This window comes from Nocardia amikacinitolerans (assembly GCF_900215415.1).
Lineage (GTDB): Bacteria > Actinomycetota > Actinomycetes > Mycobacteriales > Mycobacteriaceae > Nocardia > Nocardia amikacinitolerans.
Map to the genome: position 1 here is coordinate 263172 of NZ_OBEG01000005.1, position 14761 is coordinate 277932.

1 protein-coding gene (running past one end of the window) is annotated in these 14761 nt (G+C 71.7%); it reads left to right on the forward strand.

Annotated elements, in window-relative coordinates; all coding sequences use genetic code 11:
- Positions 1-14752, forward strand: partial view of an alpha/beta hydrolase gene (locus CRP45_RS23040; protein ID WP_097246900.1) — the end only. 21803 nt of this gene lie to the left of the window's left edge; only the last 14752 of its 36555 coding nucleotides appear in the window; its start codon lies beyond the left edge, outside the window; it ends in the stop codon at positions 14750-14752.
- Positions 14753-14761 lie beyond the last annotated feature (9 nt).

Below are 14761 nucleotides of genomic sequence, written 5' to 3' on the forward strand. Positions count from 1 at the left end.
CTCCCGCACCGCCGAACCGCAGGAGCGCGCCGCCGCGCTCGACGATCTGGCCGCGGCCGCGCGCAGGCAGCAGGCCGCCGCCGCCGAGCTGGCGCGGGTGGACGCGGCGCTGGCCGCGACCCGTCCCACCGAACCGCCCGCGCTGCCGCCCGCCGCGCACGGTGCGGTCGCGAACCAGGGCGAGGGCTCGAGCGCGCCAACCCGGCCGGAACCAGCCGCCGACGGTGGCGGCCGGAAACCACCGCGGGGGCCGCTCGCGCCGCCGACGCCCGATCCCGAGGAACCGGGGCGCAGGCCCGATCTCGAGATCGCCCGTCGCGTGACCCAGCGGCTCGCGGCCGAGAATGCCGCTGCCGTCCGGGAATTGGCTGCGGCGGACGCCGCAAGGAACGCGGCGATGGTAGGCCTGCCGGTCACGCCGGACCAGCTGGGTCCGGCCCCGGAGCAGGTCGCGAACACCGTCGACCGGTTGACGAGGGCGCATCCCGAGCAGGCCGCGCGCATCGCGGACCTGCGCGAAGCCGCGCTGCGCTACCTCGCCGCCGAGTCCGAGGTCGCGGTGCTCGACGAGGCGCTTGCCCGCGCCATGCAGCGCGAAGCGCTGGCCGAGGAGGGTGCGGGACGCATCGATGACACGGTCGGTGTCGTGGCCGGTGAGCCGCCGCGCATCGTCGTGGTTGGCTGGCAGTCGCCCGGGGACGTGCGCGCCCAGCTCGAGACCGAGCGTCCGCTGCTGCGCCCGCTGCTCGCGCGGCCGGGAGTGGTGGTCACCCACATCGAGATCGCCGTCCTCGACGACGGCCGAATCACCCACCGGCGCACCGACTTCACCCCCGACCGCCCGCCCGCCCCTGAACCGCGCGACGCCGGCGAACGCCAGTCGCCGCGCCAACGCGCCGAGGAGCGCTACCAGCGCGCCCTCCGCGACGCCCATCGCCAGATCGGCCACCCCCCGCAGGGCGACCCGCGGAGCGCGGTGTGGCCGGGTGGTGCGCAGCCGGAGGCGTCGTCTGATCCTGTAGCCGGAAATGATGATCCGACAGTCGATCTCGGTCGGGAGGACCCGCGGACCACGGTGTGGCCGGGTGGTGCGCAGCCGGAGGCGTCGTCTGATCCTGTCGCCGAAAGCGAGGATCCGACGGTCGATCTCGGACAGCGCGAGGATCCACGGACGCGGGTGTGGCCTGGCGGTGGGGAGCCGGGTCACGACCCCTCCGGTAGTTCGGGCAACGACCCCTCCGGCGGTTCCGACGGCGCTGGGTCGCAGCCCGAGCCCTACCGGCCGAAGCACCGGGGTCGCCCAGCGGACGAGGCACAGCACCAAGCGGAAACCTACGAGCCGAAGCACCGCGGCCGTCCGGCGGACGAGTCCGCTGCCGAACCCGACCCCCACCAGCCGAAGCATCGCGGCGTGCCTGCGGACGAGTCTCAGCCGCAGCCGCAGCCTTACGAGCCCAGACATCGCGCGCCGCAGTCCGAAGAGGCGCAGTCTGGGCTGGATCCGAGCGAGGGCACGGGGCGGCATCGTGGTGAGCCTGCGGATGAGTCGGGGCCGCAGGAGCAGACGTACGAGCCGAAGCATCGGGTGGCGCAGCCTGGTGTGGCGGAGTCCGAAGGTGCGCAGCCTGGGATGCCGGAGTCGAGCGAGGGCACGGGGAAGCATCGCGGTCAGCCGGCCGACGAGTCCGGCGCAGAGCCCGGTGGGTACGAGCCGAAGCATCGGGTGGCGCAGCCTGATGCGGCGGAATTCGAAGGCGCGCAGTCTCGGACCTCGGAGTCGAGCGACGGTTCAGGGCGGCATCGTGGTGCGCCTGCGGACGAGTCGGGTGTGCAGCCCGATTACCGAGCGAGACACCGCGGGGATTCTGCGGAACAGTCGCGGCAGGCCGAGGGAGAGTCGGCGCTCCTCGACACGTCGGTTCCCGAGTCGGAGCAGTCCGATGCGCAATCGAATGCTGAAGTGTCAGGCAAGCAGCCGCAGGGTGGTCCGCCGAGCGAGCAGCCACAGGCCGAGCTCGGTGAGCAATCGCTGGAAGAACAGGCGGGCGGGCCCCCGCAGGGTGCGCAGCCTGGCGGGCAGCCGCAGGGTGGGCGTCCCGGTGGGCAGCCGAAGGCCACGCAACCTGGTGGGCAACAAGAGGCTCGGCTGGGTGAGCAATCGCAGGCGGAACAGGCGGGCGGGCCCCCGCAGGGTGCGCAGCCCGGTGGGCAGCGAGAAGGTGGGCGTCCCGGTGGGCAGCCGCAGGCCACGCAACCTGGTGGGCAGCCAGAGGCTCGGCTGGGTGAGCAATCGCAGGCGGAACAGCCAGGCGGGCAGCCGCAGGCTGCGGACCCGAGCGGGCAGGCGCAGGCTGCGCCCGCGAACGGGCAGGCGCAGGGTGGACACCCAGGCGAGCAGCCGCAGACCGGGCAACCGAGCGGGCAGCCACAGGCTCAGCAGGGGGAGCACTCACAGCCCGAGACCGGTGGGCAGTTGCCTGCCGGGGAGCCCGAGACGGATCCGATGCCTGCGGAGGCGCGGGAGGCTCTGGATCGGCTGCGGGCGGAGCGGGCCGAGGCCGTGGCTCGGCGGGCGGAGTGGGACGACATTCGGCGGATGCGCGCGGAGGCGCTCGACCCCGCGGACGCGTCGACCGTCGATGCTCTCGCGCGGGCGGCGCGACAGTTCGATGACGCGGATTCGGCGGTGGCGGAGCTCGACGCGGAGATCGCCGAGCTCGAGCTGGCGAACACACCGGAGGGCGTGTACCGGCAGCTGATGCGCGAACGCGCCGTGCTGGCAAGGGAACGCGAATTCTGGCGCGCCAAGCGCGACGACAGGTATTCGCGTTTCAGCGACCTTCCGCTGCCGTTCGGCGATGCCGCGCAGGCGCTGAACCAGTCCAATCTGGCTCGCACCCTGGAACATCTGGAAGCGAGCGTCGCCGGGACAAGGAACATCGCGGGCACCGGCGACGAGGCCGGGTATGTGGCCCGCGAGGAACTCGACCCCGGCGAAATCGCGCGTCGCCGCGAGCAGATCTTCAAGCTGCACGATGCCGCGTTGCGGTACAACCGGGTACAGGCGGCGCTCGCGGAAGTGGATCGCCGGATCGCCGCGCTCGGCCGGGTCGGCATCGGGGAGCCGCAACCGCTGTCGCGGCAGGTGCGCGCCGAGGTCGACCGCCTGGCCGGGGAACGCGCCCGTGAGGTGCTCGAGTCCAAGCCGTGGCGGCAGATGCGCGCCGATATCGCCGCGCGCCTGCGGGTGAACGAATCCGACCTCGGCCCGGACGCCGCCGCACTGGACAGCGCGCTGGAGGAAGTGGCGGGCCGGACGGTCCGGGCAGACCAGCTGGCCGAGCGCGTCCGCAATCTCGATCTGCTGCGCGAAGCCGCGACGCGCGTGAACGAGGCGGACCACCGCATCGCCCGCATCCAGGGCAGAATCGCCGAATTGGCCGGTGCCGGACGGGATTTCCTCGCCGCCGAGGGCGCGCGCCAGGTCACCGATCGGGTCGGCTTCGTCGACGGCGACCCGCAGCGGATCATCGTGATCGCGCCGCGCGGAACGCTCGACGCGCCACGGGCCGATCACGATGCCGCGCTGCTCGACGCCATCCAGCGCGATTCGCGGGTGGCGCGGGCGATGCTGTCGCGGGAGACGACGATCGAGTACCGCGAACTCGTCGCCGAACTCGATCAGCCGGTGACGACCAGGCGACTGCGTTCGCCCTCGCGCGAGTACATGACACTCGGCCCCGAGGACGCCCCGGTCCTGCGCCGGGTGCGCTGGCAGTCCGGTGAGCGCGATTCGTCGACGTGGCACGAGGTGAACCCGGAGCGGCCGGAATGGACGACGAACCGCAAGGGTCCGACGACGCCGAAGGAGTTCAAGGAGCGCGATCTGCCCGAGGGCGTGAGCGGCTGGGCGACGAATCCGTTTCAGGCGGCGGTGGTGGATCCGTTCGTGGACAACGGCTCCGGCATCAACAAGGGCCTGCTGCCCGCCATCCCCGGCGGAGCACCGACCTACCCCGGCCCGACCTACGAGCTGCCCTTCGCGGACGTCTTCTACCACTTCATGCGGTTGACCTTGGAGCCGGCGAAGTTGTTCGGTTTCACCTGGTACAACGACTCCGCGCATCCCGGCCGGATCTCGCCCGGGTTCAAGGGGCACCCCTGGTTCCGGAAGAAGGGCGCTGACGTCCAGCCGATGGCGCGCGAACCCGAGCGCGCCGAGCGGGAGCACGCCCCCGGTGAGCTGGTGGGGTACGAGCGGAAGCAGGCGGACGAGCAGCGCGCGTGGCAGCGGGTGCAGGACTGGGCCAGCGAGCAGTACCGCCTGTTCCGTAAGTCCGATGGTGATATCGACCGCATCACCGCCAATCTCGCCGCCCGGCCCGAGTTCGAGGGCGCCGCGCGCGAGGTGCGCGCGGCGGAGATCGTGGATCGGATCGCGAGCGTCGTCGAGGACTACATGTCGGCGCGCATCGAGGTGACGACGCGCACCTCCGACGATCCCGGCCCGGATCTCAGCGCCGTAGTCGCGGACCTGACCGGCACCCTGCGCAGCGAACAGCCCGGCGACGCGGCCCGATTGGTCGACGACATCCGCGAGGCGCTGCTCGGCCTGAAGCCGGACAGGGCCGCGATCTCGGCCGAGGTCGCGGTGCGGCTGGACAACTCCGTCAAGGCGTTCAGCCGCGAGCAGATCGCGCAGATCAAGCATCACTACATGGAGGCCGTGTATCGGCGGGCGCTGCCCGTCGACGGGTCGCCAGCGCACGTGCGGCTCGACGAGGTCGCGGATGTCGCGGAGGCCTGGCTGCGGTTGATCGGTGACGAGGCACGGCCGGAAGACGTGCTGATGTTGCAGGACGCCTTGGCCGAGTCGAACTTCTTGCGCGCCAACGACTATGCGTCCTGGCGCGACGCCAACCAGTACGCCATCCGGATCGGCTTCGACTGGGATTCGGTGCGTCCGCCGCTGACCGGCTGGCGCAAGGGCATCAGGTACGCGCCCGCCCCGTTGCCCACCGACGCGCCGCTGCCGCCACGCCCGGACACCGACGACGACGGCCCCGACCCGCTGCCGCCCGGCCCCGGTCCGAGCAGCCCGCCCTCGCTGCCACCGGGCCAGTCGCCCGGACAGCTACCGCAGGCACCGTCACCGGACGACGTGGCGACGGTGCCGCTCGGCAGTCCGATCGGTGCGGACGGCCCCACGATTCCGTTGCCGGGTCCGGATGATGTCGATGATCCGACGGTTTCGTTGTCGGGTGCGATCGGCGCCGATGATTCGACGATTCCGTTGCCGGGTCCGGACGGTGCCGACGATCCGACGGTGCCGTTGTCGGGTGCGATTGGTGCCGACGATCCGACCGTTCCGTTGGCCGGTCCGGACGGTGCGGATGATCCGACGGTTTCGTTGTCGGGTGCGATTGGTGCCGACGATCCGACGGTCCCGCTACCGAACCCGGAAAGTGCCGAAGAGCGCGGCACGAACCAGGATCCGGCCACCTCCATCGGCGACGACCCGACCATCGATCTGCGGCGTGGCGCCGAGGGCTCCGAGCAGGACGGTCGGCCTGAAACCGCGCGGGACCGCTACGAGATCGACAACCCGCAGTTCGGCGCGCGCCTGCGGTACGGGTTCGAGAACTGGGACGCGGTGGTCGACGCGCTCGCCCCACACGAGCGCGCCGTGCTGGAGCGCATCGCGTCGCTGAACGCCGACGGCAGCGGGTTCCGCGCCGCGATCGATGCCGCGTTGCGCGGCGACGCGGAGCTCACGCCCGAATTGGCCGAGGCCGTGGACATTCTCGATGACGTCCTCACCCGCTTCCGCCTACCTGACACCGCGGTGATGACCTACGTCCGTCCCGAGAACCCGCTGGACATGTCCGGCGACGTGATCGGCTCCCTGCACCAGCTCACGGAGTTCCCGCAGCTAGCTCTTGGCGAGACACCCCCGATCTACGGCGGCCGCTTCCACCTCGAACTGACCGTCCCCGCGGGCACACCTGCCATGTTCATGAATCGCTTCCTGCCGTCGGGCATGCCGGTCCCGGTCATGATGCTCGGCCGCGGCCTGCACATGCGCGTCGACACCGTCCGCAGCCTCGGCAACGACGGCCACTGGTTGATCCGCGCCACCGTCGTCCCGGAAGCGGACGCACCGGCCGAGGCCGCCGGTGATCGCTCTCCGGGCAACGCACCGGTGTCCGGCAGCGCACCCGAATCCGCTGTACACCAACCCGATTCCCGGACCGCCGACGAGGCCGCGGCCGTCTCGCCGCCCGAGCCCGGCGCGGGTGGCGGCGGGAAGAAGCCGCCACAGGTGCCGCCGCTGACGGCGCCCGAGCCGAATGATCCCGCGGATGATTCGGAGTCCCAGCCGCTGCGATTGAGCCCGCCGGAGCCGGTGGGCGAGGACCCGGGCGTACCTCCACTGCGGCTGACACCCCCTGATCAGGACCCCGACCCCTACTCCGAGCCTGCGCCTCGCGCGATCCAGCCGCCGGACCAGCCGCCACGGGACGAGTGGTCGCAGCGCGATGTCGCTGAGATCGTCCGGGTACTGAGCGAACGGCACGACGTCGATCTGTTGGGCGAGCGACGTGCCATGCGGGTGCTCCGGTTCGATCTGCCCCACCTCGATCCCGAGGTGCTCCGGGAGTACGCCAGGGCGATCGACGACCTGCTCACGAAGTACCCGGGGACGCCGGTGGCGATCCTCGACATCCTCACGGTGCAAAACCACCGCAGCGCCTTCGCGGCGACGCAGTGGGAGCACGAGAACGGCGGCGCCCGAGTCGTTCTCGACTATCAACTCGCCACCAGCGCCCCACTGTTCTGGTCTGTGATGAGCATGGATGTGGCCGCCGGGTTCAAGCATCCGAGCATGGAACGCCGACCGGTGTACGGCGCGGTCGTCCACGAGTTCGGCCATGTGCTCGACTATCTGTCGTCCGAAGAGACCCGCCCGACGATCGAGGATGTGCTGCGTCGCCGCTACGAAGAGGAGTTCGCGGCCGCGCACCTCGCCGCGGGTGGCGAGGGCTACCACACCTGGATTCGCCAGCTCAGCGGCTACAGCTTCCACGACGACGGTGCGTTCAACCCGGGTGAGGCGATCCCGGAGGGCTTCGCCGAGGTCGAGCTGAACGGCGACGCCGCGAGCGAACCGGCGCGTGTCATCCACGAGACCCTGGTGGTGAACGCGCGCCGCGCCCTCGCCGAGGGAGCCATCCCGCAGCCGCCCTCCCAGCTCCCGTCCGAGCCCGATGCCGGTGGCGGCGGGAAGGAACCGCCGCAGCAGCCTCCGGTGGGAATGCCAGATCCGGGTGAGCCGAACGACGAGGGATCGGAAAAGTCTGCACAGCAGTCCGATTCGAGCACCGGCGACGACTCGGGCCCCGAGGAGGACGGCGACGGTGCGGGCAGGTCGGCGATGACGCAGGCCGAGCGGTCGCGTCGCGTGGTGGCGCGAATCGAGGCGCAACGGGATATCGCGCGGCGGGACTTGGACGACGCCCGAGCGGGGCGGGCCGAAGCCATGCGCGGGCTGCCGGTGGCCGAGACGGATCTGATCGACGAGGCCGCCCTGGACGCCACGGTCGAACGGCTGGAAAGCCGGACCCTGCCGGTCTCCGAACTCGCGGAACAGTCGGCGCGGACCCGGGCGCTGCGGGAGGCTGCGGAGCGCTTCCACGCGGCCGAGCAGCGGTTGACCGCGGTGGATCGGGCGCTCGACCGCGCCGTGCAACGTCGGGTGCTCGCCGAAGAGGGGGCGCGCCGGCTCGACGACCACGTTGGCATCGTCGCCTCGGATCCGTCGGTGATCGTGGTCGTCGGCAGGGACGCGCCGACCGACGTGCGTGCCCGGCTCGCCACCGACTATCCGCACCTGCGATTGCCGCTCGCCCGGGCGGACGTGATCGTCCGGCACATCCGGATCGCGGACGGCGCCGACGGTGGAATCATTCTGCACCGCACCGACTTCCGTACCGAAGTATCGGCCGCCGTCGGCTCGGTCTCGATCGGCTCGGCGATCGACGGCGACACTCCGGTCAGCCGGGCTCGCGCGGAGCTCGACCGTGCGAGGACCCGCCGCGACGCGGCAGGCGACGCGCACTTCGACGCCGTGATGAACCTCAGAAACGAGGTCGCACAGCTGCCGATCGCCCCTGGCGAGCTGACCAGCCAGACGCTGCGGGCGATGCTGCGCCGACTGCTCGCCGAGGGCGTGCCCCAGCAGAGCGTCGACCGGCTGCACGCGGCCGCAAACGATGTCGAGCAGCGCCGCGCCGAATTGATCGCTGCGCAGACCGAATTCGCCGCGGCCAAGCGCCGACTGGAACTCGCCCGCGCCGGTCTGCACGAGGTCCGCTACGACCCGACCGCCGAGCGGCAGACACCCGGCACAACCCGTATCGACCCGCGAACGGTCCACTGGCCCGGTGGATCCGCGCCGGGACCTGACGACGGAGACGACTCCGGGGCGGCGGGTGCGCCGTCGCGGCCGGGTCCTCGGCCCGGTACCGGCCCCGCGGGTTCGGCGCGTTCGGTGCCGCGGGAATCGCGGCGGTCCGAGCCAGGTGCGAATAGCGAAGGACCCGCCGAGGCGACGGCCGAATCCAACCGCGCCAGGGTCGCGCCCGAGGGTGAGTCGGATTCCGGCGAGGCGCGCGAGCCGGAGGCCGCCGCGGGCGGTGGCGGCGGGACGAAGCCGCCGCAGGAACCGCCCACCACCTCGCCCGGTCCGGACGAACCCAGTGGTGACGACGCGGAAAATGAGTCGTCGCAGCCGGATTCGGCGCCGACGGCCCCTCGGTCGTTGACCGCCAGGGAACAGGCCGAGCTCGACCGACTGCTGGCCGAGCGTGCCGAGGCGGTCTCGCGGCGGGAGGAGTGGCGCGACATCCGGCGGATGCGGGCGCAGAACATGCCGGTGGACGTCGACGTCGATCTCACGCGAGACGCGCTGGTCTCGACGATGGACGAGCTGCGCGGCAAAACCATGCGCGTCGACGAGATGCACGCCCGGCTTGCCGCCATCGACGCGCTGGAACGGGCCGCCGAGCAGTTCGCCGACGCCGAGAGCGACATCGCCAGACTCGACGACGCGATCGCCGCCCTGCGCGACGGAACGTCGCAGGACGAATACGAAGCCCTGGTCCGTGAACGCGCCGCCGCCGTCGCCGAGCGAGAGTTCTGGCGCGCCAAGCGCAATGACCGCGCCTCGCGGTTCGCCGACATCCTGCCGACCCTGCGCGGAGCGGACGATTCGCTCGGCGCCGACCTGGCGCCAACCCTGGAGCATCTGCGCAACGCCCTGGTCGGCGAGCGCACCATCCCTGGCGTCGGCGAGGACTTGTCCACGCAGACACCGGAATTGGTGGGCGAAGCCGAACTGTCCCGCCGCCGCGCACAGGTGTTCAAGTTGCAGCGCGCGGCCGAGGAATACGAACGCGCGGCGGCGCGGGTCGCCGAGATCGATCGTCGCCTCGGCGAACTCGGCAGATCCGGCACCGACGTCGAGCCGACGCTGTCGCACGAGGCGCGCACCGAGATCGATCGGCTGGCCCGTGAACGCGCGCGCCAGGTGCTCGCGGTCGAACCGTGGCGCGGGATGCGCGACGATCTGGCGCGCAGGTTGCGGGTGAACGAGAACGAGCTCGGCCATGGGCAACTCGACGAGACCCTCGCGGAAGCCGCGGGCAGGACGATCGAGGCGAGCCGGGTTCCCGAACAGGCGCGCAACCTGAATCTGCTGCGGGAGGCCGCGGAACGGGTCAATGCCGCAGAAGACGCGATCGATCGCATCCAGGCCAGGATCGCCGAATTGGCCGGTGCGGGACGGGAATTCCTCGATGCGGCCGGTGCAAGGCCGATCGTGCCCCGCGTCGGTCTCGTCGAGGGTGACCAACCGCGGATCATCGTCGTCGCCCCCCGCGGCGGACTCGACAATCCGCGCGCACTGCACGACGCGGCGCTGGCCCGCGCGCTGCGGGAGAACGCGTCGGTCGCGCACGCGATGACACGCCGCGACGCGACGGTCGAGTTCCACGAGATCATCGCCGACCGCGGCGAACCGGTCCGGTATCGACGCATGGCCGGACCGCGACGCGAGTTCCTCGAGATCACCGGGCCCCGGCCGCTCGACGCCGGTGTGCTGCTGGTCCGCTGGTTCGACGCCGCGGGCAGGCCGCACGAGGTGCGCCCCGACCGTCCGACCTGGCGGACCAACCGCGACGGCGGCACCGTGCCCAAGACCTTCCACCCGCGCGACCTCCCCGAGGGGGTCAGCGGTTGGGCGGTGAATCCGTTCCAGGCGGCGCTGGAAGACCCGTTCACCGACAACGGACCCGGCGTCAACAAGGACCTGCTGCCCGCGATTCCCGGTGGCCAGCCGATCGAGACCGGGCCGACGTACGAGGTGCCGTTCTCCGGCCTCTTCTATCACACGATGCGGTTGATCCTGGAGACGGCGAAGCTGTCCGGATTCACCTGGTACGCCGACAAGAACAACCTAGGTCGGATCCGCCCAGGCTTCAAGGGACACCCGTTCTTCCGGAAGAAGTCCGCCGAAGTGCAGCCGATGGCGCGGGAGTGGAACGTCCGGGACCTGTTCGCGCTACCGGAGAACGAGCGCTGGTATCAGGCGAGCCAGACCGCCGAGCAGCGGGCGTGGGCGCTGGTGCAGCGACGCGCCGAACTGGAATACGAGCGGTTCCGCGGCGACGACAGCGATATCGACAGGATCACCGACCGGCTCGCGCGCAACCCCGCCGCCGAAGGGGCCGGGCGCGCGGTGCGGGCGGCCGAACTCGTCGCGCTGGTCGACGGACTCATCGAGGACCACATCGAGGGCCTGCCGACCACGCGTCGTCCGCGAGATCCAGGGCCGGACCTCAGCGCGGCGGTCGACGAGATCACCGGGCACCTTCGCGACGAAAAGGCCGGTGACGCAGAGCGACTGGTGCATTTCGTCTACGAAGAGCTGACACGCGGCACCGATGTGGACCGAAAGGAGCTGGCGGGCAAGGTCGCCGACCGCCTTGACGATTCGGCGCCCGCGTTCACGCGTGCGGAGATCGCGCAGATCAAGCATCACCTGATGAACGCCGAGTACCTGCGCACCGATTGGCGCACCGGCGTGGTCGTGCGACAGCGGCTCGACGCGGTCGTCGACGTGGCGCTGGCGTGGCAGCGCCTGATCGACGGCGACCCGAACGACGCCGACATCCTGATGTTGCAGGACGCGCTGGCGGAATCGAACTTCCTGATCCGAAACCCGACCGCGTTCTGGAACCTGGCCAACGAACACGCCGTCCGCATCGGCTTCGACTGGAACTCGAACCGTCCACCGTTCACCGAGTGGGCGAAAGGCGCCAAGTACGCTCCGCCATCCCGCGAACCGGAATATTCCCGGTACGCCCTCCCACCGCGCCGCACCGACGGCGGCGACTCGGCACCCGCCCAGCCGACCGAGGCCGCACCGTCGAACCAGCCCGGTGGAGAGCAGCCGCACGCCGTCGACCCGCGCACCGTGCACTGGCCCGGTGGGACCGCACCGGAGTCGGCGTCGGGTTCCGAACTCGGCACAGGCGAGCATTCACCGGAGGCGTCGCCGAATTCTGGGCCGGTCGATCCCGGAACTACGCGTTCGCAAGGCGACGGCGAAAACTCCCGTGGCGCTGTCGATTCCCGGACCGTCCACTGGCCGGGCGGGCCGGATACGAACGCGGACGTGGTTGTCGACGAGCGGTCACCGGAAGCGTCGGAGGTCCGACCGGTTGATCCGCGGACGGCGCATTGGCCCGGTGGTCGCGCGCCGGAGTCCGATCAGGGCAGCGGCGGGTCGATGCCGAAAGACGTTGCGTCGTCGGAGGTCGGGCCGACCGATCCACGGGCAAAGTCGCGACCTGAGAGTCGGTCCGACTCGGAAGCCGGTGAGGGCCAGGCGCATTCGGAGGTGCGCGACCACAACCGCGTCGGCGGACAGCCGCCTACAGCACCAGATGCCGAATCGGCGGATGCGGGTGCGCCGCCGTCTATGGATGGTGAGCGGAGCGCTGGACCCGAGGGCGGCGATGGCTTGGTGCGGCCGGAGGGCAGCGAGGGCCAAGCGCAGCCGGAGGCCAGGGCCGAGGCGGACGCCGGTGAAGACCTGTCGCGGCCTGAGGGTTCGGCTCGGCCGAATAGCGAGCGCGGACAGTCGCGGCCGGAGGGTGTGGCGCGGGCCGAAGGTGGCGAGCGATCGGGGAGTAGCGAAGTCCAGTCGCGGCCCGAGGAGCGGGTCGATTCGGAAGTCGGCGGGGAGCAGTCGCGGTCCGAGGGCGGGGCGCAGGCTCCGGGCGACGTGGCGTCGTCGGAAATCGGTGAAGATCGGCGGGTCGAGGGGGAGCGGCGTTCGAAGGAAGACGAGGGTCGTTCGCGGCTCGACGGTGATGCGATGACCGAAGGTGGCGAGCGGCCGGAAGTCGGCGAGGGGCAGTCGCGTTCGGAGGGTTCGGCCCGGCCGGAGAGCGAGAGCGGCCTGTCGCGGTCGGCGGGATTGGTTCGACCGGAAAGCGAGGGCGAGCAGTCGCGGCCTGAGGCTGGGGCGCGGGCCGAAGATGGCGAGCGGCCGGAGGGTGGCGAAGACCAGGCGCGGCCCGAGGAAGGGACCGATTCGGGAGTCGGCGAAGACCAGCCGCGGCCGGACGAAGGAGCGAATTCGGGGGTCGATGAGGGGCAGTCGCGGTCCGAGGGTGGGGCGCAGGCTCCGGGCGACGTTCGTTCGGAGAGCGGCGAAGGTCGGCGGGTTGAGGGGGAGCGGCGGTCGACGGGAGACGAGCGGCGTCCGCGGCTCGACGGTGGTGCGGCAGCCGGTCTCGCGGCAGGAAGTGGCGCGGAGGAGGAGCGCGACCCCCGGAAGCCAACGCCCGTAGCGCCGTTCCCACCCGTACCGCCGTTGCCGCAACCACCGGCGCCGCAGCCTCCGGTGCCTCCTGTGCCGCCGCAACCACCGGTGCCGCCGAAGCCGCCGGCACCTCCTGTGCCACCGCAGCCATCGGTTCCTCCGAAGCCGCCAGAGCCGCCTGCTCGGCCGCAGCCGCCGGTGCCGCCGCGGCCACCGGTGCCTCCTGCGCCGCAGCCTCCGGTCCCACCGGTTCCGCCGGAGCCTCCGGCTTCGCCGCAACCGCCAAAGCCTCCGCAACTTCCGCCTGCGCCGGATTGGCCGAGGGCTCCTGAGTTCCCGCCTGCGCCGGGTTGGCCGACGCCCCCGGATGGTCCGGCGTTGCCCGCGCCGCCGCCCGGGCCCGGTGGTCCGTCGGTGCCGGGAATGCCGTCTGCGCCGCCGCAGCCGCCGGGTCCGCCACAGTCGCCGGTGCCGCCGCAGGTGCCGGTGCCGGTGCCGCCGGAGTCTCCGGTGTCGCCGCAACCGCCGAGGCTCCCGGACCGGCCGGAATTGCCGGATTTGCCGACAGCTCCGCAGTTCCCGCCTGCGCCCGGTTGGCCGACGCCGCCGGGTGATCCGGGGTTGCCCGCGCCGCCGACCATGCCCGCCGATCCGTCGGTGCCGGGCATGCCGTCTGCGCCGCCGCAGCCGCCGGGTCCGCCACAGTCGCCGGTGCCGCCGGAGTCTCCGGTGTCGCCGCAACCGCCGAGGCTTCCGGACCGGCCGGAGGGGCCGGATTTGCCGACAGCTCCGCGGTTCCCGCCTGCGTCGGGTTGGCCGACGCCGCCGGGTGATCCGGGGTTGCCTGAGCCGCCTACCAGGCCCGGTGGTCCGCCGGTACCGGGCACGCCGTCGGTACCGCCTGTGCCGCCGGAGTCTCCGGTGTCGCCGCAACCGCCAAGGCTTCCGAACCCGCCGGAGTTGCCGGATTTGCCGACAGCTCCGCAGTTCCCGCCTGCGTCGGGTTGGCCGACGCCGCCGGGTGATCCGGCGTTGCCCGAGCCGCCGACGAGGCCCGGTGATCCGCCGGTGCCGGGTATGCCGATATCGCCCGATCCGTCGCAGGGTTGGATGCGGCCGCCTGGTGGTCCTGGCATACCGGGTATGCCGACGTTGCCTGATCCGTCGCAGGGTGGGGTGTCGTCGCCTAACGATCCCTCGGTGCCCGGTATGCCGACGTTGCCTGATCCGTCGCCGGGCTGGGTGCCGCCGTCTGGCGAACCCGGTGTGCCGACGTTGCCCGATCCACCATCGGTCGGGGAACCGGGTGGGAATGGGCTGTCGGGTGGGGCGAACGGGTATTCGCCTGCGGCGCCGATGATGCCGCCTGCGGTCCCGCCCGCGTCGGGGGGCCGGTCACGGTCCTCGCGGGCGTTTCCGCGAGCCGGTTTCGGCAACGGCCGTGGGCCTGCCGAGGGCGGTCAGCGTGCGGCGACAGGTCTTGTGGTGCGCTCGCATGCGGGTGTCGGTGAGTTCGCGGACTTCGATCCGCGGAGCGGCGCGCTGCGCGGTGGGGCGTCGGGAGGCGGTTCGGTGTCCGGACTGTACGGCTTTGTCGGTGACCTGTCGGTGGTCTTCTACCGGGAAGCCGGTCGGCTACTGCTGCGGGCCGGCGACCGCGTGATCGATCTGGACGCCCAGCCGATCGCCGTCTATTGGCAGCGGGTCGACGACCGGACGAACCGCTTCGTCCTCGTCGACTCCGGTGTCGTCGCCTGCGACGTGCACTACCGCGCGGTCGTTCCTGACCTCGACTTCGGGCTGCTGATCCGGGATGTCCTCGGCGATCCCGACCGGCGTTCCCGCATCTTCGCCGCCTGACCCGCACGT